18 protein-coding genes and 1 pseudogene are annotated in these 18,307 nt (G+C 48.3%); 18 read left to right on the top strand and 1 reads right to left on the bottom strand.

The window, feature by feature from the left end:
- Positions 1-11 precede the first annotated feature (11 nt).
- The 12 genes and pseudogenes from Q9L42_RS14945 to Q9L42_RS14890 all read left to right on the top strand — a co-directional run bounded on the left by Q9L42_RS14945 (position 12) and on the right by Q9L42_RS14890 (position 10,918).
- Positions 12-1,235, top strand: a complete 1,224-nt coding sequence (locus tag Q9L42_RS14945; RefSeq protein ID WP_305907613.1) for a cysteine desulfurase — start codon at positions 12-14, stop codon at positions 1,233-1,235.
- Complete coding sequence (gene sufU / locus Q9L42_RS14940; RefSeq protein ID WP_305907614.1) at positions 1,235-1,687, top strand: Fe-S cluster assembly sulfur transfer protein SufU; 453 nt, start codon at positions 1,235-1,237, stop codon at positions 1,685-1,687. Before Q9L42_RS14945 ends, sufU begins: the two co-directional genes overlap by 1 nt.
- 77 nt (positions 1,688-1,764) lie before the next feature.
- On the top strand, positions 1,765-2,553 hold the full coding sequence (locus Q9L42_RS14935; RefSeq protein WP_305907615.1) for a class I SAM-dependent methyltransferase: 789 nt from the start codon (positions 1,765-1,767) through the stop codon (positions 2,551-2,553).
- Between the two features lie 16 nt (positions 2,554-2,569).
- A complete protein-coding gene (locus tag Q9L42_RS14930) occupies positions 2,570-2,890 on the top strand; it encodes a non-heme iron oxygenase ferredoxin subunit (RefSeq protein WP_305907616.1) in 321 nt (106 codons plus the stop codon).
- A gap of 389 nt (positions 2,891-3,279) precedes the next feature.
- On the top strand, positions 3,280-4,083 hold the full coding sequence (gene lgt / locus Q9L42_RS14925; RefSeq protein ID WP_305907617.1) for a prolipoprotein diacylglyceryl transferase: 804 nt from the start codon (positions 3,280-3,282) through the stop codon (positions 4,081-4,083).
- 203 nt (positions 4,084-4,286) lie between these two features.
- A complete protein-coding gene (gene prfB / locus Q9L42_RS14920; RefSeq protein ID WP_305907618.1) occupies positions 4,287-5,384 on the top strand; it encodes a peptide chain release factor 2 in 1,098 nt (365 codons plus the stop codon).
- An 87-nt stretch (positions 5,385-5,471) separates the two neighbouring features.
- Complete coding sequence (gene lysS / locus Q9L42_RS14915; RefSeq protein WP_349431334.1) at positions 5,472-6,968, top strand: lysine--tRNA ligase; 1,497 nt, start codon at positions 5,472-5,474, stop codon at positions 6,966-6,968.
- A complete protein-coding gene (locus Q9L42_RS14910) occupies positions 6,968-7,282 on the top strand; it encodes a DUF2818 family protein (protein ID WP_305907619.1) in 315 nt (104 codons plus the stop codon). The genes lysS and Q9L42_RS14910 overlap by 1 nt, the downstream gene beginning before the upstream one ends.
- Before the next feature lie 1,064 nt (positions 7,283-8,346).
- Positions 8,347-9,140: pseudogene (gene ltrA, locus Q9L42_RS14905) on the top strand (group II intron reverse transcriptase/maturase); the annotation flags it as partial.
- A 105-nt stretch (positions 9,141-9,245) separates the two neighbouring features.
- Positions 9,246-9,659 (top strand): group II intron maturase-specific domain-containing protein, encoded by a 414-nt coding sequence (locus tag Q9L42_RS21500; RefSeq protein ID WP_349431453.1) that lies wholly within the window; start codon positions 9,246-9,248, stop codon positions 9,657-9,659.
- 450 nt (positions 9,660-10,109) lie between these two features.
- Positions 10,110-10,595, top strand: coding sequence for a flavin reductase family protein (locus Q9L42_RS14895; protein WP_305907620.1), 486 nt, complete (start codon positions 10,110-10,112; stop codon positions 10,593-10,595).
- 167 nt (positions 10,596-10,762) lie between these two features.
- The gene (locus Q9L42_RS14890; RefSeq protein WP_305907621.1) at positions 10,763-10,918 is read left to right on the top strand and encodes a hypothetical protein; all 156 of its coding nucleotides are present in this window, start codon (positions 10,763-10,765) and stop codon (positions 10,916-10,918) included.
- 345 nt (positions 10,919-11,263) lie between these two features.
- Here the strand turns inward: Q9L42_RS14890 and Q9L42_RS14885 are convergent, their stop codons facing one another.
- A complete protein-coding gene (locus Q9L42_RS14885) occupies positions 11,264-12,136 on the bottom strand; it encodes a winged helix-turn-helix domain-containing protein (protein WP_305907622.1) in 873 nt (290 codons plus the stop codon).
- Positions 12,137-12,993: 857 nt separating this feature from the next.
- Here Q9L42_RS14885 and Q9L42_RS14880 point away from each other — a divergent pair.
- From Q9L42_RS14880 to Q9L42_RS14855, 6 genes are all read left to right on the top strand, one after another.
- Positions 12,994-13,947 (top strand): hypothetical protein, encoded by a 954-nt coding sequence (locus Q9L42_RS14880; RefSeq protein ID WP_305907623.1) that lies wholly within the window; start codon positions 12,994-12,996, stop codon positions 13,945-13,947.
- A gap of 109 nt (positions 13,948-14,056) precedes the next feature.
- Positions 14,057-15,022 carry a hypothetical protein gene (locus Q9L42_RS14875; protein ID WP_305907624.1) on the top strand — a complete coding sequence of 322 codons (966 nt, stop codon included), beginning with the start codon at positions 14,057-14,059 and terminating at the stop codon, positions 15,020-15,022.
- A 95-nt stretch (positions 15,023-15,117) separates the two neighbouring features.
- Positions 15,118-15,474, top strand: a complete 357-nt coding sequence (locus Q9L42_RS14870) for a hypothetical protein (protein WP_305907625.1) — start codon at positions 15,118-15,120, stop codon at positions 15,472-15,474.
- A 30-nt stretch (positions 15,475-15,504) separates the two neighbouring features.
- Positions 15,505-16,197: a C39 family peptidase gene (locus Q9L42_RS14865; RefSeq protein WP_305907626.1), complete on the top strand. Its 693-nt coding sequence runs from the start codon at positions 15,505-15,507 to the stop codon at positions 16,195-16,197.
- 13 nt (positions 16,198-16,210) lie between these two features.
- Positions 16,211-16,702 (top strand): hypothetical protein, encoded by a 492-nt coding sequence (locus Q9L42_RS14860; protein ID WP_305907627.1) that lies wholly within the window; start codon positions 16,211-16,213, stop codon positions 16,700-16,702.
- A 141-nt stretch (positions 16,703-16,843) separates the two neighbouring features.
- Complete coding sequence (locus tag Q9L42_RS14855; RefSeq protein WP_305907628.1) at positions 16,844-18,094, top strand: ISL3 family transposase; 1,251 nt, start codon at positions 16,844-16,846, stop codon at positions 18,092-18,094.
- Positions 18,095-18,307: the final 213 nt, after the last annotated feature.

The raw sequence follows: 18,307 nt of genomic DNA, 5'->3' as shown, positions 1-18,307 counted from the left end.
ACAACATAAACATGACAGACTTCCCGATAGAAAAAATTCGTGCGGATTTTCCGATTTTGCAGGAGAAAATCCGTAATAAGCCGTTGGTTTACTTGGACAATGCAGCGACCAGCCAAAAGCCGGAAACGGTGATCGACAGTATTTCGCATCTGTACCGCCACGAATACGCCAATGTGCATCGAGGCGTACATACCTTGAGCGTCAAGTCGACGGATCGTTATGAAGGCGCGCGAGAGAAAGTGAAAAATTTTATCAATGCCGCCAGCACGAAAGAAATTATTTTCGTTAAAGGCACCACCGAAGCGATCAATTTGGTCGCGCAGACCTTCGGCAGGACGAATATACAGGCCGGTGACGAAATCCTGATCACCGCGATGGAGCATCATTCCAATATCGTCCCATGGCAATTACTATCCGAACAAACCGGTGCGGTGTTGAAAGTGGCGCCGATCAATCTACAGGGCGAATTGATCTATGATGAGTTCGAAAAGTTGTTTAGCGATAAAACCCGGCTGGTGTCGGTGGCCCATATGTCGAATGCCTTGGGAACGATCAATCCGGTGAAACAAATCGTTGCCGCCGCCCACGCCAGAAATGTGCCGGTGTTATTGGATGGCGCCCAGGCGATTCCGCACATGCCTGCCGATGTGCAGGAACTCGATTGCGACTTTTACGCGTTTTCCGGCCATAAACTGTATGCGCCTTCCGGCATCGGTGTTTTGTACGGCAAGCAGGCCTTATTGGAAGAAATGCCTCCTTATCAGGGCGGCGGGGACATGATCCGCAAGGTCACGTTCGAAGAAACCGAATATAATACTCTGCCCTATAAATTCGAAGCCGGCACGCCCAGCATCGCCGATGCCATCGGTTTGGGCGCTGCAATCGATTATCTGAGCGCAATCGGCATGGACAAGGTGGCGGCCTATGAGGCCGAATTGCTCAGTTATGCGACCGAGCACGCCAAACAGATACCGGGATTGCGCATTATCGGCGAGGCTGCCGAGAAAGGGGCGATATTGTCCTTTGTCTTGGATAAAATACACCCGCATGATATAGGCACGATGCTGGATAGCCTTGGAATCGCGGTCAGGGCGGGCCATCATTGCGCGATGCCGGTGATGGATTTTTTTGAGGTTCCGGCGACGGCGCGCGCCTCCTTTGCGCTATATAACAGCAAAGCAGAAATTGATGTGTTAATAGACGGAATAAAATCGCTGATAGAGGTATTTGGCTAATGTTTGATGATTTGCGTGATCTTTATCAAGAGGTAATCTTTGATCACAATAGAAACCCGCGTAATTTTCGCGCGATGGAAGATGCGGATCGCAAGGTGGAAGGCTTCAACCCCTTATGCGGCGATCGTTTGACGCTATACTTGAAACTGGATGGCGATGTGATTACCGACGCCAGCTTCCAGGGCTCCGGCTGCGCGATTTCCACGGCATCGGTGTCGTTGATGACCGAAATCATCAAGGGCAAGACCGTAGCTGAAGCCGAACAGCTGTTTAAGCAGGTTCATGAAATGGTGACCGGTAAAGACGAAGAGGTCAATCTGGAAGCGGTCGGTAAACTGGCCGTGCTGGCCGGCGTACGCGATTATCCGGCGCGGGTCAAGTGCGCCTCACTCGCCTGGCATACCTTGGACGCGGCGATTCAGAACAAGGAAAAATCGGTTTCCACCGAGTGATGGGGCGATGGCGAGCTTGAATTGCTGTCTCGGCTCGACCGAGAAGCGCGGGCCAATTTTCTATCAATTAGCGATACATGACCGATCATAGCTCTCCGCGAGATGCGCGGATCGCTCTTGCTTATCAAACCGATGACGACAAACTGGATCAGCAGAAATTGGCGGATAGGTTGGCGCTTCCCTTAATGCCGCTGGCCGATATCGTTGGCAACGCCGAGCTCCAATTTTGCCTGATTTATCGTGATGGTTGCCTGAAATTGTTAGACCGGCAGGCGCTTAAGAAAGGCGGCTTAGCGGTCGATATCGAACCGCGCAGCGGCGAACAGCATTCTTGGCCGGCGCCGAAGAAAAGTCTATTTGCCCAGGCCATAGGCAAGAAAACCCGTACCGTCGTCGATGCGACGACCGGTTGGGCTCAGGACAGCCTCGCTTTGTTTCGGATGGGGTATGCGGTCACTTGCATCGAGCGATCACCGCTGATGGCCGAGCTGGTCGCCGATGGCTTTGCCCGCCTGGCTGGGAAAGACTGGGTGCGGCGGCGCTCGTTAACGCCGCCGCAATTGCTAGTCGGCGACGCGATCGAGATACTGAGGCATTTGCCCGAACAGCCTGATTGCATCTACCTGGATCCGATGTTTCCTCCTAAGCGCAAAAAGTCGGCCTTGGCTAAGAAGTCGATGACGATATTGCGCGATATCTTGGGCGACGATTTAGACCGTGACGCATTGTTCGTGGCGGCAATGGAGGCGACCGGTAAACGGGTGGTCGTCAAGAGTCCCGATTATGCCGAACCCCTGGGCGGCAAACCGACGCAAAGTTTTCAGGGCAAGTTGCTGCGCTACGATGTGTATTTGAAAAGTTGTTGAGTTAGAGAGGAAGATAATGAGCGATTGGATCGATGTCGCTGCCGTGGATGCGGTGGCCGAAGGTGAATCTGTGATCGTTGATGTCGATGGCGCCGATGTCGCCGTGTTTAAAATCGGCGGGAAATTTTACGCAATCGAGGATGTGTGCAGCCATGATGGCGCAGAAATCGCCAGCGGCGAGCTCGTGGGGGATGAAATCGTCTGTCCGCGCCACGGCGCCCGTTTTTGTGTTAAAACCGGCGAGGTGAAATGCGCGCCCGCTTACGAAGATATCGAGACTTTTCCAGTACAGATCGTCGACGGTCGTGTGCAAGTCAGGGACGATCGCTGGGATTGATAGAAGGCTAACGACGGCAGCCTGTCCTGGCCGGCATCCTGAGAAAAGATCGACAATGATTTGTCTAGGGATGTTTCAGCAATTCCCATCAGTTTGAGTATTTTTGCGGGGTTAGGGCATGGGGTGTGTCTGTCGAGGAGCGCCGTTCACCCAGCACCTAAATTATGCTGGAATGTAAAATATAGTCCAGTAGCCATGGAATTTAGGTGCTGGGTAAACCCATCCCTGGGGGGCTTGACGGCAGCATCCTTGCTGCCGACATCCACGCCAAACACACCCCATGCCCTTTTTTGAATGCCAAAGTGGGAATTGCTGGGGATGTTTTTGCGCTGTCAGCGTTCGCTGTTATTTGTGGTAAATTACCCGATTTGCACAACCTGTACCTAATCATGATGAATTATTTTGTCTGGGACATCGATCCGATTCTACTGGCTCTGGGGCCATTGAAAATCCGTTGGTATGGCTTAATGTTCGCCTCCGCTTTTATGACCAGTTACGGTTTTATGTACTGGATTTATAAGCGCGAACAGAAAAATGTCGAGGACTTGGACCGGATGCTGTGGTATCTGGCGATTGGCACCGTGGTCGGCGCCCGATTGGGGCATTGTTTGTTTTATGATCCGGCTTATTATTTCAGTCATCCGTTGAAAATATTAGCTATCTGGGAAGGCGGGTTGGCCAGCCATGGCGCTTTTATCGGCATCTTAATCAGCCTGTATCTTTATAAATTGAAAACCGACGACAGTTACATCTGGTTGATGGACAGGGTTGCAGTGTCCTGCATCTTGGGCGCCAGTCTGATTCGAATCGGCAACTTCTTCAATTCCGAGATTCTCGGCATACCCACCGATGTGCCTTGGGCGGTGATATTTTCCAGGATCGATTATTTACCCAGGCATCCGGTGCAATTGTACGAATCGGCCGGCTATGCCTTGGTTTTTCTTGTCTTGATTTTCGCCTACAAAAAAACCGCCTATCTGCCGATAAAAGGCTTGCTCACCGGTTTGTTTACCACGTTGGTGTTTTTGCTGCGCTTTCTGCTCGAATTTGTTAAAACCGAACAGGCCGCCTATGCCAACGAGCTTAGTTTAACGACCGGCCAATTTTTGAGCATTCCATTCTTTCTGATCGGCGTCGCCTTCATCATTTGGTCGCTGCGCAACTATCGTACGAATAACCTGAGTTCGGGTTAACAAATCAGCCTGTATCAGATAGCGCTTCCAGAGCGACCTGATGCGGTCTTAACCCTTTGCAATATATGATTCTGTTATCCCGAACTGAGGTTACAAATACAGTCCTGTAAATCAGCCGCTTATCGGATTATAATATAAGGTTCGTTTTTACACCGAAGAGGCGTCAGCGCTTTTCGGCCTATGATGAATGGATAAAAAAATTCATGCAAGAAATTAACCCGATAAAAAACAAGATTGCCGATTTGCATCAACGCGCCCAGGCGCTGAAGAGCTATCTTGATTTTGAAGTGAAAAGTGAGCGCTTGGTTGAGGTGCTCAGAGAGCTCGAAGATCCGTCGGTGTGGAATAATCCGGAACAGGCGCAGGCCTTGGGGAAGGAGCGCGGCATGCTGGAAGCCGTCGTCGATACCATCAAGGAATTGGAGCAAGGGCTGACCGATGCCGGCGAGCTGCTCGACATGGCCATCGACGAAGGCGATGAGGAAACGGTCGAAACGGTCGCCGCGGATCTTGATGAATTTGAAAAAAAAGTCGAAGGCCTTGAGTTTCGCAGGATGTTTTCCGGCGAAATGGACGCCAACAATGCCTTCCTGGACATACAGTCCGGTTCCGGTGGCACCGAGGCTCAGGATTGGGCTTCGATGATCGAGCGCATGTATCTGCGCTGGGGCGAACGCAAGGGCTTTAAAACCGAACTGATCGAAGAATCGCCCGGTGATGTGGCCGGCATCAAAAGCGCAACAATCAAATTTGAAGGGGAATATGCGTTCGGCTGGTTGCGCACCGAGACCGGCGTGCACCGTCTGGTTCGAAAGTCGCCGTTCGATTCCGGCAATCGTCGCCATACCTCATTTGCCGCGGTGTTTGTTTCCCCGGAAATCGACGACGATATCGAGATCGATATCAATCCGGCCGACTTGCGCATCGATGTGTATCGGGCCAGCGGCGCCGGCGGCCAGCACGTTAACAGAACCGAGTCGGCAGTCAGGATTACCCATAATCCGACCGGCATCGTCGTGCAATGTCAGAATGACCGTTCCCAGCACAAAAACAAGGATACGGCGATGAAGCAGTTGAAGGCTAAATTGTATGAGCTGGAAATCATGAGGCGCAATGAAAGTCAGCAGGCGGTTGAGGACTCCAAATCCGATATCGGTTGGGGAAGTCAGATTCGCTCCTATGTCCTCGACCAATCGCGGATCAAGGATTTGCGTACCAGTGTCGAGACTGGCAATACCCAGGCGGTGTTGGACGGCGATCTCGATCAGTTCATCGAAGCCAGCCTGAAAAGCGGTCTGTAACATTATAATCGGCTGGATCAGCACTAACGGATCCGGCATCATTAACATAGCGGGTTTTGCTTAATCCCATTAGAAATTAAAACCAACATGTCAGAAATCGAATTAGACGAACAGGAACAGATTAAACAACGACGCAGTAAACTGAGTGCTCTGCGAGAGGAAGGTATTGCCTTTCCAACGGACTTTCGCCGCAATGTCGTCAGCGGGGAATTGCTGGCCGAATACGGTGAAAAAAGCAAGGAAGAACTTGAAGAACAGCCGGTTCGGGTAAAACTCGCCGGACGCATGATGACACGACGGATCATGGGCAAGGCCAGTTTCTGTCATATTCAGGACATGTCCGGCAAGATTCAGCTTTATGTGACCCGGGATACCCTGCCGGAGGGATTTTACAACGAACAGTTCAAGAAGTGGGATATCGGCGATATTATCGGCGCCGAAGGCACGCTGTTTAAAACCAAGGTCGGTGAACTGAGCGTGCGAGTCGACGATATTCGTTTATTGACTAAGGCCTTGCGTCCGTTGCCGGAAAAATTTCATGGCATCGCCGACCAGGAAATCAAATATCGCCAGCGTTATCTCGATTTGATCATGAGCGATGAGTCGCGCAAGACCTTCCTGATGCGCTCGAAAATTGTCGCCTACATTCGTGATTTTTTAACCCGGCGTGATTTTCTCGAAGTCGAAACGCCGATGATGCAGACGATCCCCGGCGGGGCAACGGCCAGACCGTTTACCACCCATCATAACGCGTTGGATATGGGCTTGTATTTGCGCATCGCCCCGGAGCTTTATCTGAAACGCCTGGTGGTCGGGGGCCTTGAACGAGTGTTCGAAGTCAACCGCAATTTCCGTAACGAAGGTTTGTCCACTCGCCATAATCCTGAATTCACGATGCTGGAATTCTACCAGGCCTATGCCGAATACGGCGACCTGATGGACCTGACCGAGGCGATGCTGAAGGGCTTGGCTGAAGATGTGGTCGGTCAAACGGTGATCGACTATCAAGGGGAGCAGTATGACTTCGGAAAACCGTTCGAGCGCATGACCGTGCTCGAATCGATACTGCATTTCAACCCGGAACTGACGCTGGCTGATATCGCTAACCGTGAGTCGGCGGTCAAAGTCGCGGAAAAACTCGGTATACCGATTAAAGACAGTTATGGTTTAGGTAAGGTGCAGATCGAGATTTTCGAAAAAACCGTCGAGCACCGGTTAATGAATCCGACCTTTATCACGGCCTATCCGGTAGAAGTTTCCCCATTGGCCAGGCGCAACGACGACGACCCTCATGTCACCGACCGGTTCGAATTTTTTGTCGGCGGCCGCGAAATCGCCAATGGTTTTACCGAATTGAACGACGCCGAAGACCAGGCCGAGCGTTTCAGAAAACAGGTCGAGGAAAAAGAAGCCGGCGACGATGAAGCGATGCATTTCGATGCCGATTATATTACCGCGCTGGAACACGGCATGCCGCCAACGGCGGGTGAGGGCATCGGCATCGACCGTTTGGTGATGTTGTTTACCGATGCGCCCAGCATTCGCGATGTGTTGTTATTCCCGCATATGCGTCCCAAAGGTTGATGACTCTGACGGCGCTATATCAAGCTTTTATTGTCACCGCGTTGATAACGGCCAACCTGCCTTGGTTGAGTGGGCGATTTTTGTTGTTTATTGCTTTTGACAAAAATGCCTGGTGGCGATGGTTGGAATGGCTGGTCTATTATCTTTTGACCGGCCTGCTGGCCTGGGGGCTTGAATTTAAATTGACCGGCATGCATCAGTCCCAGGATTGGGAGTTTTATGTCACGACCTTATGCCTGTTTGGCGTATTCGCATTGCCGGGCTTTATATACCATTATGATTTAAGAAAATTATTCGCTAAATCATCAAAGTAGATTAAATGATAACTATTCTGTGTGTGGCGGCCGCTAGCGATGTCCTATCTTACGCGGCACTTGCACTTCCCTGTGCGGCGTAAGTTATGGCTGCAACGTCTGATCATCAGGGACGATGGGAATACAGATTTTGCAGGTAGATTCTACATTTCCGCCTTCCTGGGCGGTCAGAGCAAAAATCTGCCTGTTGCAGCCTTGTTTATGATGATTGAATAGATACGAGTAATTATTCAGCTTGATAATGAGAAAATATGTCTTTTACTATCAATTGCTTGCGGAAGAAGTGTATGCGACAGGGATGTCGCATCCGAGCCTATAGGGATATATTCACCCAGCACCTAAATTCCATAGGCTAATGGCTGCGATAAATCATCTTCGTTCGCTGAAAATCTTGGAAACGGAGCGGTGTGACTGGCATGGTAGTCAGCTAGCTGGTGAAAGTCCAGCCTTTGCCCTGTGAGAAGGGAAGAAGTAGGCGAAAGCAAGGGTGTCCAAAGAAACTCCCGGTAGCTACCCAACAGGGAAGCACGGTTACCGAGAGCCAATGCGGAATCTGAAAGAAGCTCTAGCCGAATCGGTCACCTAAACGAGAGTGAACCTTCGTAAGGCGGCAGCAAGAGGATGAGGTGCCCGCGTCCACCGAAGTCCGATATTCTCACCGTAACTTGCTGTTGTATTGAAGGTAGGTGGACCGAGATAAAGTTGACTATCTTACCCAGTGAAGGGCCGTCGGCTTCGGGTCGGTGTAACTGCGACACCTTAAGCCCTAAGCGCAGCAGTAATGCTGACGTGATGAACCGAGGGTCTGCAGATGAAGCCGTAGTAATCGTAAAGTTCGATGCCGATGAGGTTATGGTGACATAGCTGAGGGAAAAACATCGAACCAGTGACAGGAAGTTGGAGGTGAAGGGTGGAACACGTAAGCGGCCATGGCCGTTGATTATAAACTGAGGGTCTGAGATCAGCCTGACAGGAGCAATCGACTATTCGCGTCGTAAACAGTGAACGAATCGATTGCGCGAGATTGAAGAAAGGCCATTGCAAGAGAGAGAAAAAAAAGTGAAATGAACGAACATGACCGATTGATTGAGGAACCAAGACTCTTTGACCAACTGTGCTCAACGTTGTATTTGAGTGCGGGATTTGAACAGGTGAAGAAGAACAAAGGCAAACCCGGCATTGACGGGGTCACGATAGCCGACTTTGAAGCCCGTTTAGACGAAGAGCTAAGTCGTCTGCAACAGGAATTGCAGGATTGGACTTACCAACCCTCGCCGGTTCGCCGAGTGGAAATACCTAAGCCTGGCGGCAAGGGCGTACGTCTGCTCGGCATACCGACGGTGCGGGATCGTGTGGTACAGACGACCCTGAAATTGTTGCTGGAACCGATCTTTGATCCGCATTTTTCAGGGCACAGCTATGGCTTTCGTCCGGGACGGAGTCAACACCAAGCGGTGCAAGCGGCGCAACGGATCGTGGAAAGCGGTAAACCCTATGTGGTGGACATCGACTTATCGAAGTTCTTCGATCGTATTCACCACGACCGGCTGATTGGCCGGATGGGGCAACGGATCGCCGACAAACGCATCTTGCGCTTGATCGGCATGATGCTGCGCAGTGGCGTGATGATCAACGGCGTCGTCAACCCCAACAAGGAAGGTGCGATGCAGGGCGGACCGTTAAGCCCTTGCTGAGCAACATTGTTCTGGACGAACTGGATCAGGAATTGGAAAAGCGCGGACTGGAATTTTGTCGGTTTGCCGATGACTGCAACATTTTCGTTGGGTCGCAAAAGGCGGCGGAGCGAGTGATGGAGAAAGTCAGCCAATTCATCGAAAACAAGCTGAAACTGAAGGTGAACCGGGAGAAAAGCCAAGTGGCTAAATCCGATGCGGTAAAGTTCTTAGGCTTTACCGTGGTCGACGGGACGGTAGCGATTGCGCACAAAGCCCTGCAAACGGCCATGAGTAAAGTCAAAGCCTTAACGCCGCGAGGCACCCATCAGACGCTGAATCACACCCTGGCCGACCTTAATCAGTGGTACGTGGGCTGGGCCAACTACTACAGCTTGACCCAATACCCGTCCCAGCTGAGGAAAATCGAAGCCCATATCCGGCGACGATTACGAGCGAGGCTGGTGAGTCAGCAGAAGCGGAAACAGCATCTGTATCGAAACCTGGTCAAACGGGGCGTACCGCGAAAGCAAGCCGCCCAGACGGTCTTTTCCAACAAGAAACGGTGGGCGCTTTCCGCAACCCGAGCGGTGACGAGAGCCTATCCGAACAGTTGGTTTATCAACCTGATGGGACAGGAAATACGATCCGACCGACAGTTAGCGCATTGGTTTGAGGTATCTCAATGGATTCGTCTTACGTGAGGAGCCGTGTACGGACCCGTACGCACGGTTCTGTGGGCAGACGGGAGCTGCGGCTCCCTCTGACCCGATAAGATTTTTAGTCCCCGATAGGCGTAGGGCCGATTGTTTTGTCGGAATCGAAGCGAGAGCGAAGGTGGAGACAAAATAAAAGGTCTCCCGAAACGCCGTCAAGTCATTTGTGGGAGTGCGACGGAGCCCGCATCGAGTTTACGATGATATGGCGGAGTGGCACGGACGCAGGACGAATCGGGGCCGCCGGAGGCAATAATCGCCACGTAATTTCTGCCGCTTGCTTGGGCTGGGATGCCCAAAACAAGCTTTCGCAGAAATAGTGGCGCGCTAGTATTTAGGTGCTGGGTGAACGGCGTCTTCTGGAGCAAGTAACTGATAGTAAAAGCATTTTTATACTGACTAGTTACAGATACGATTAAATATGACTAAGAGAAAATTATGGCAGTTAACGATCAAGAATTTAAGAATGCTCTGAAATTATGGGCGAGCGGTGTCACCGTGGTGACCTCAAAAACCGAGCAGCACGGCATCAAGGGCATGACGGCCACCTCATTCAGTAGTGTTTCATTGGAGCCGCCACAAATTCTGGTCTGTATCAATCGCTCTACCGATACTGGCGAGGTAATGCTGGAAGGAAAACATTTTGCCGTGAACATTCTGACCGCCGAACAACAGCAAGTATCTAATCAATTCGCCGGTGGCAGCAGTCAGGAGGAGCGTTTCGCTAACGTTGCCTGGCATGAAGGCGCGCTAGGATCGCCGGTGCTGGATGAGGCCTTGGCTTCGCTTGAATGCAAGGTGGTTCAGCAGGTCGAGGCCGGCACGCACTGGGTCGTTATCGGCCAAGTTGAAGAAGTGTGCTGTCGTTCAGGAGAGCCGTTGTTGTATTTCGATTCCGCCTATCGTGAACTGGCGACACGGTGATTTACTAAATTTTAAGTAGAAGGATACAGCGAGAAAAAGTTTCATGATATTGTTTCTTTATAAGAAATAATTAAGTTAAATAAAGCCGTATTGTTTCTTTTTGTATAGTTAATTATAGTGTGCCCGTAGGCAACTTATTATTTTTAACCCATACAGAGGATGCTAATATGACTAGTTTGAAAAAAGATATTTGGGTTGGTGGGCTGTTTTTTGTCGGTGTCTTCGGGTTTATGTCCGGAGAATTCATCATTTCAACCGTCCTTTTCGCCACGGCGACCGTTTTCAGCACTCTCGAAGAAAACCTTAACATCGGCGGCCGTTAAGGCATCTTCTTTTGTAATTATTCAGCGTATTTTTATCAGAGGGAGTAGATTATTGATTTATCGGGCTGTCTGCAACAGGCAGGTTTTTTGCTCCTGCAAAATCTGCATTTCCATCGTCCCTGACGGTCAGACGTTGCAGCCAGAGCTTACATGGATGTATTCACGCGTCCCGAGAAATCAATGGTCTACTCCCTAAACCCTGAAAGATACTGAATAGTTACCTTCTTTTTTCATCACTGCATCTCGCTTTTTACCTTCGCTAGTAAAACTCCCATAGACTAGGGCTTTGGGAGTTTTATTGGCGATATGCGTAGCCCCCTCTCTTTTTAGCCGTTATCCCCGATTTCAAGATGATGCTTGTTTGTAATTCAGATATTCGAGTGTTTGCCCGCTCTCTTTCAATGCAGGCGTTATATTAAGCTTATATCCAACGCCTTTGACATTGATTATCCAATAAGGGCGGGCGGGATCTTTTTCGACTTTTTTGCGTAACAGGTGCATATATTGGTAAAGGTCGGATTTATTGGCTCGGTCGGTTCCGGGCCACAGGTGCTGAATGATTTCATCCGCTGTGAAGGCGCGTTCAACATCAGCTGCAAGTAAACTGAAAAGACTAAACTCTTTGCACGTTAAGCCCAGATTCTTGTCTTGCAAATAAACAGATTTGCAGTTTGTGTTGATTTCAAAAGGGCCAAGAAAATAAGTATTGTCGTTTTTTTCCGGAACGGAAAAAGGTGAGCTATGGACATAAGCATGAGACGGACTTGCTTGTTGCGAGGAGGAAAAAAATCGGCGTCGGTCCGTATTAGTCCTTCTATCTTTACGCCTTCGTTCGGGAAAAGAATGAGGCTTATGATGAAACTGGGTTCGCAGGTAGTTACCTAACTGTTCCAATATCGGTTCTTTCAAAAAGCATTCTATCCATGGGGCATCTTTGCTCAGTTGATCTTGCAAGGGGTCTAGGATTGCACAGACCGGTATATGATGCCCATCACTGATTTGATGTAATAGATTAAGGTTGGGTTTTGTCAGTGATGATTTTTGTTTACGCAAATCAACAATAATCAGCTTAACGCTTTTATTTATATTATTTTCTTGTAATATTTCGTGATTCGATAATTCCTCTAATGTTAAGTCGTAGGCAACGCAATACCCTTTGATCATGCCCAGAATATAATTATCGTCGGATATTAATAATATATGGCGATTTAACAGCATAGCTTCTATCCTCGGTTGCAGCTGGTCGATCAAAAATTTAATTTGTGTCCTATTGGGGCCAATGAAATTCGGATGATAACAAGCCGATTCAAAAACGTTGTCTTGGCATAAGTCTTTTCTCCAGAAAAATAGTGCTATCGATTGTTAATAGTTTTTCCGGCTTTTAGTGATCTCAAAAGTCTATAAATCATAAGGTATTTAAATATTTAGCACAGCTCATGCCAATTACAGGATGCTCCATGTCATTAATTGTGTGTCTTACGGTCTGAATTATCGTCTTAATGTGCTTGCAACAGGACATCGTTACTCTTTTTGTAAGAATTTTGTGCCCCCATGTCAGAAGAAAAATAGTCGACTAAAGGAATTATATTAGCCGCGAGACAACTAACGACTGTAAAAAAAAATGACACTCAAGAGAGTTAATATAACTGATGACCTGATGGGTAAGTCGATCTATAAGTGAAAGATATCAAACGGATATTTGTTATTTTAAAAGGAAAGATCAGGCTTATGGTGTCGATAATGCTAGAAAAATCCTGTAAAAAATCATGACATTCAGAAGATATCAGATGGCAGACTCTCTGTTAATGTCAAGCATCAGTTATTTTTACCTGGTAGTGTCGGCTCACGATGACGTGGAAGCCCATGTTTTGCCGGTGGAGGTTAACAATCACAGATAAAATAAATGCTCGATTTTTTAGATAAATTTAATGTCCCGTTTATGGAAATTTAAGGTCGTATTGGCGACACTGATTACGCGTTAGATAATTGCGGGTATCGTAATGATAATTATCTCGCATACCGACCCATCAGACAGTTGTTCTGGTGACCTTATAAATTTAGAAGGAGTTAAAGACATGTTTTATTTCAATAAATCATTACTTGCCGCCAGTATCACCCTAGTATTGAGTTCAGCCGGAAGTGCTTGGGCGAATCCGACTAATGAAGCCGGCAGCGCTACTAGCCAGACCGCCTATGTCGATTCGATTTCTGACGGCGCAGCAAATGCATCCGCGACCGAAGGCAGCACCGCAACAGGCGGTACGGTAACCGTCGATTATGCCAACAGCAGCGCCAACGATAGCGGCAATACGACCAACATCACGAAAAGCAAATCCAAGGATTTAACGTTTACTCAAACGGAATCTGAAACCATCACTAAAACAAAAACTGATGACAGTGTTAACTTCAGTAATAACATTAAAACCATTTCCAAAACGGAAACGGAAACCATCAGTAAAACTAAAACAAATAACAGTACAAACGATAGTAACAACTCTGAAACGATTTCCGAGTCTTATTCGACTGTGCTGAATAAATCGAAAAGCGATAGCAGCAGTAACGACAGTAACAACAGCAAAACGATCAATATCGATAAAAGCTATGCCAAGGCCAAAGATCAGGCGGCCGTAGTCAATGGCAACGGCGACGCCTTGTCCGATAACAGCGACCACTCGATCAACAACAAATCCAAAGCCTACGGCGACGGCGCCGTTTCTTCAAATGCTGGAGATGCATCTTCCGTTTATACCAGCACTGATGTGGCTTCAGAAGGGCGTGGCAATGCGGTTGCCGGAGTCGGCGACGCCAATTCGACTTATTCGGTCAATAACTCGGTATTAAGCGGTGAAGTTTCAGGCATGGGTGTGGCCGGTATACCAGGTGGGGCAGAATTAACTCCCGTAAACAATAGCATCACGACCTCATTTAATAGCTTTGCCGGCATTAGTCAGAACGTACAGAACTCAGGCGCCGCCGCTTTGACCCAGCAGCAAGTGTCGTTTCAAGGCAACGTGAATGTCGGCCAATAAACAGGTGCCTCATTTTATCGTGTAGGCAAATATTGGAAGCAGGATGAACCTTACACAGGCGTCATTCTTCGATTTCCATATCGTCATTACAATTGATGGAGTTAGTATCATGATTACAGAAAATAAAACAGTATTGGCCGCAAGTATTGCGCTGATTTTGGGCGCCTCGTCAAATGTCTGGGCAAATCCAACCAACACAGCAACCGAGGTAGTTGATACGCAAAGCGCTTCGGTGACGTCGGATGCTTATGGAAAAGCTAACGCCTCGGCTAGCGAAAATTCGACAGCAAACGGCGGCAGCGCCAGCAAGACAATTAATGACAGCAGTCAGAATTATAGCAATAACGCTGAAACGGTGAATGTCACCAAGACGCTCAGTAAAAATATCTCCACCAGTGAAACCGAAAATAAGAGCTTCAGTTTCACGGACGGCAGCACCAACGACAGCGGTAATAGCGAGTCTTATACTAAAAATGAGACCGAGAACAAGACGTTCAGCTATACGGATAGCAGTACTAACAATAGCGGCAATTCATATTCCTCAACGATCAATGAAACTGAGGATAAGAGCTTCAGCTATACCAACAGCAGCACCAACGATAGCGGAAATACCACAAATATTTCCAAAAATGATAGCTTTGTAAAAGCCAAGGATCAGGCCGCTGCGGTGAATGGCACCGGTAATGCTACGTCGGACAACAGCGACAATTCGACCAACAATTATGCAAAGTCCTCTGGAGATGGGGCGGCATCATCCAATGCCGGAAATGCCACCTCGACCTACACTGAAACCAATGTCCAATCGTATGGCAAGGGCAATGCGGTTGCCGGCGTCGGCAATGCGACAGCGACTTATTCGGTCAATAACTCGGAGTTGATGGGCAGTGTGACCGGCCAAGGCGCTGATGGCATACCTACTTTGGTTGCCGGAATTCCCGCCAATAACAGCATAGAAGGATCTTTCAGCAGCTTCGCAGGCATCAGCCAAAACGTTCAAAACTCTGGGGCTTCGGCTCTGACACAACAACAAGTGTCATTCCAGGGTAATGTTAATGTTGCTCAGCCTGCACCATAAGCTGATTGCTGTCGATTTAACTTGGTTGGTATGTATGCCGGTGGACAACATGTTCACCGGCAGTTACAGGTTCATTAATTCAGGAGGAGTTTGTGATGGAAATACGATTAAAAAAATACCTGTTATCTCTTCTGGTTTTGTTGTCAAGTCAAAGCAATCTGCGCGCGGATGTGGTTCGAGAGAATGCGCTGCCGAATGTTGAACCGGTGTTGTTAAACGAGTTGGACGAGGCGCGGGGGCGTGGGGGCGTAGTTGATGTGACGACGCTTAACAAAATGTCTGTGGGGGCCTATATGGCTGATAACGTGGCGGTAAATAATACCAATGGCTTCAATATGATCGATAACGGTTCCTTTGCCGGCTCTAGTGGCTTCATCTCGGTAATTCAAAATACCGGAAATCAGGTCATTATTCAGGACTCGACGATAGTGAATGTGACGATCACGCCTTAGCGTGTTAATTCGACTGTCAGGAGGTGGTGTATGAAACATCTGATTTTAGCCTATGTGCTGGCTGTGTTGCCCGTGATGCCGGCATGCGCAGGCAGTATCGCGCTGAATGGCATAGCCGGCGGCGGTAATTACAATGTTTCGGTAACGAGTTTTAAAGAACGCTTGTTTAAAACTGTCTACAGGCAGCAATTCGACTTTAGCTGTGGTTCGGCGGCATTGGCCAGCTTGCTGACTTTTCACTACGAAGACAATGTCAATGAACAACATGTTTTTCTTGATATGTATCGGCATGGCGATCAGGAAAAAATAAAAAAATTAGGCTTTTCATTGTTGGATATGAAGCTCTATCTGGAGAGAAAGGGCTATAGCTCCGACGGCTTTAGGATAAACTTGGATCAGCTGACGAAGGCTAATGTCCCGGCCATAACCATTATCAATAATAATGGCTATATGCATTTCGTTCTTATTAAAGGGGTGAGTGATACCGAGGTTTTGGTAGGCGATCCTGCCGTCGGCGTTAAGGCGATAGACCGAGATAAATTTTCAGAGATCTGGAATCATCGCATCCTGTTTTTAATTCATGATAAACAGGAGCTGGCGGCGAATCATTTTCAGGATCGACGCGAATGGGCTCTCAGGGTCAAGGCGCCCTTAGGCACTGCGGTAGACAGGTCAAGTTTGGCTGATTTTAACCTGCTGCAGCCGGGCAATTTCGATTTATAGGAGAGTGATCAAGATGAAAGCATACAAATACCGTTTTTTTCGAATTAAATTGATCAAACCCGCCGGAGTTGCATTGCTGTTGAGTTTGTTGGGATCGATTACCTTTGCCGAAGCGGATGATGGGGATTATCCGGAGAGCCGAATCAGGCCTGACTGGCGTAAAGTTTCAAATGCCGAATTGGATGCGTTGCGAGGAGGCTTCGCTCTGGCTAATGGAATGGTGGTTGACTTTAGCTTTGAAAAAATAATTTATCGCAACGGCGTAGAATCATTTTCGTCTTATTTAAAATTGCCTGAAAATATCCCTCTGATTCAAAATGGTTCATTAAATTTTGCCGCCGACTTAACTCATTCGATGCTGAATTCCGTTATTCAGAATAACTTGGATAACCAGGTGATACGCACAGTCAATACCATTAATATAGACATAAGTAATTTGAAAAATATTAACCATGATATGGCGGGCGCTTTTCGAAATTATATTTTGCCGACAATGGTTAAATAATTCTTCATTTATTTGTTTTTGTGGTAATTTTTTGGTTCTTCCGGATTTCCCGTGGGAGACCACAACATATAGTATGTTAGAAGACCGCAACCGGAGCCTCTTGTAAAATACCAGAACGACACGACTTTTTTTTGAATGCCAATGAATCAACCGCAGATACAAATACCGTTAGACTTGCCCAATGTTAGCGTCGAAAAATACGAACAAACCGATAAGGGTCTGGTGATCACTGTTGTCAGTACCCGTGATACGGCGGTATGTCGTCACTGCGGACGGACGATCGACAAATTTCACGGTTACGACAAAGCGATTACGCTACGGCATCTGCCGATTTTTGACCGACCGGTCTGGATTCGCATCCGGCCGAAGCGTTTTCAATGTCCCTACTGTGACAAAGGGCCAACGACAACGCAACGTTGCGAGTGGTACGATCCCAAGAGTCCGCATACCAAAGCCTATGAGAATTGGATTTTACGCGAGTTGGTCAATAGCACGCTCAGTGACGTCAGCCTGAAACGGAATCTCAGCATCGGTTGTATTGAAGGTGTCCTCGATCGGCATATTCAGCGCCAAGTGGACTGGTCGACAGTGCCCGATTTAGAGTTGATTGGAATTGATGAAATTGCCTTGAAGAAAGGCCATAAGGATTTTGTCGTCATCGTGTCCGGACTGACGGCGCAACGTGAAAAGTATCTCTTGGCGGTGTTACCGGATCGCAAAAAAGAAACCGTCAAGGCCTTTTTAAAGACGCTGCCGCCTCGGCAATGCCAAAGCATCCGTCGTGTCTGCATCGATATGAACGAAGGTTACTGTAATGCCGCTCAAGAAACCCTACCCAACGCTCAGGTTGTGGTAGACCGCTTTCATGTCGCCAAACATTATCGTGACTGTGCCGATAAAGCGCGCAAAGCCGAAATGAAGCAACTGAAACAAACCTTACCGGAATCGGAGTATGCTCAACTGAAAGGCGCCATGTGGGCGTTTCGAAAGCCTTGGAATCGCTTGACCGAAGAACAGCAAATCGTTTTATTGGCGTTATTCCGGCAGGCACCGGTACTGAAAGAGGTCTATGTTCAACGTGAAGTCCTAACCGGTCTCTTTGAACAGAACCTGACCAAAGCGCAGGCCGAACAGGCGTTAACGCAGTGGCTGAATAGAATTGCGGAATTGAGATTGGATTGTTTCACGTCTTTTGTCACAACATTAAACAACTGGCGTGATCACATCACCAACTATTTTATTCGGCGTGAAACCAGCGGGTTTGTTGAAGGGTTGAATAACAAAATCAAAGTGATCAAGCGCCGCTGCTACGGTATTTATAACCTGGGCCGATTATTCCAGCATATTTGGCTGGATGTGCAGGGACGCCGGACTTTGTTTACGGGACACTAGATATTGGGGTTACCACGGGAAATCCTAGAGAGCCAATTTTTTAAAAGTCAGTTTTGCGAGCTGTTATCGATTTATTTATACCGCATCCGTCATGGCGGTTGCGGTAGTCCTAGTCCGCATTTTTGTTCGAGTAGGTGATTGGTCATGAGTTCAGTTGTATAAGCTATCATCCATGGTGACAGGATTCCGGCAATTCATGCCGGAATGACTAAG

The sequence above is a fragment of the Methylomarinum sp. Ch1-1 genome, from assembly GCF_030717995.2.
GTDB classification, from domain to species: domain Bacteria; phylum Pseudomonadota; class Gammaproteobacteria; order Methylococcales; family Methylomonadaceae; genus Methylomarinum; species Methylomarinum roseum.
The sequence above is the reverse complement of the archived record's forward strand: the minus strand, read 5'-3'. Positions and strand labels throughout refer to the sequence as shown.

Excerpts from the sequence above, each read along its gene's own strand:
- Q9L42_RS21500 (WP_349431453.1), top strand. The coding sequence starts at position 9,246 with ATGAGTAAAGTCAAAGCCTTAACGCCGCGAGGCACCCATCAGACGCTG.
- Q9L42_RS14890 (WP_305907621.1), top strand. The coding sequence starts at position 10,763 with ATGACTAGTTTGAAAAAAGATATTTGGGTTGGTGGGCTGTTTTTTGTC.
- lysS (WP_349431334.1), top strand. The coding sequence starts at position 5,472 with ATGTCAGAAATCGAATTAGACGAACAGGAACAGATTAAACAACGACGC.
- lgt (WP_305907617.1), top strand. The coding sequence starts at position 3,280 with ATGATGAATTATTTTGTCTGGGACATCGATCCGATTCTACTGGCTCTG.
- Q9L42_RS14860 (WP_305907627.1), top strand. The coding sequence starts at position 16,211 with ATGAAAGCATACAAATACCGTTTTTTTCGAATTAAATTGATCAAACCC.
- Q9L42_RS14885 (WP_305907622.1), bottom strand. The coding sequence starts at position 12,136 with ATGCTGTTAAATCGCCATATATTATTAATATCCGACGATAATTATATT.
- Q9L42_RS14875 (WP_305907624.1), top strand. The coding sequence starts at position 14,057 with ATGATTACAGAAAATAAAACAGTATTGGCCGCAAGTATTGCGCTGATT.
- Q9L42_RS14945 (WP_305907613.1), top strand. The coding sequence starts at position 12 with ATGACAGACTTCCCGATAGAAAAAATTCGTGCGGATTTTCCGATTTTG.
- prfB (WP_305907618.1), top strand. The coding sequence starts at position 4,287 with ATGCAAGAAATTAACCCGATAAAAAACAAGATTGCCGATTTGCATCAA.
- Q9L42_RS14855 (WP_305907628.1), top strand. The coding sequence starts at position 16,844 with ATGAATCAACCGCAGATACAAATACCGTTAGACTTGCCCAATGTTAGC.
- Q9L42_RS14865 (WP_305907626.1), top strand. The coding sequence starts at position 15,505 with ATGAAACATCTGATTTTAGCCTATGTGCTGGCTGTGTTGCCCGTGATG.
- Q9L42_RS14880 (WP_305907623.1), top strand. The coding sequence starts at position 12,994 with ATGTTTTATTTCAATAAATCATTACTTGCCGCCAGTATCACCCTAGTA.
- Q9L42_RS14935 (WP_305907615.1), top strand. The coding sequence starts at position 1,765 with ATGACCGATCATAGCTCTCCGCGAGATGCGCGGATCGCTCTTGCTTAT.
- Q9L42_RS14910 (WP_305907619.1), top strand. The coding sequence starts at position 6,968 with ATGACTCTGACGGCGCTATATCAAGCTTTTATTGTCACCGCGTTGATA.
- Q9L42_RS14930 (WP_305907616.1), top strand. The coding sequence starts at position 2,570 with ATGAGCGATTGGATCGATGTCGCTGCCGTGGATGCGGTGGCCGAAGGT.
- Q9L42_RS14895 (WP_305907620.1), top strand. The coding sequence starts at position 10,110 with ATGGCAGTTAACGATCAAGAATTTAAGAATGCTCTGAAATTATGGGCG.
- Q9L42_RS14870 (WP_305907625.1), top strand. The coding sequence starts at position 15,118 with ATGGAAATACGATTAAAAAAATACCTGTTATCTCTTCTGGTTTTGTTG.
- sufU (WP_305907614.1), top strand. The coding sequence starts at position 1,235 with ATGTTTGATGATTTGCGTGATCTTTATCAAGAGGTAATCTTTGATCAC.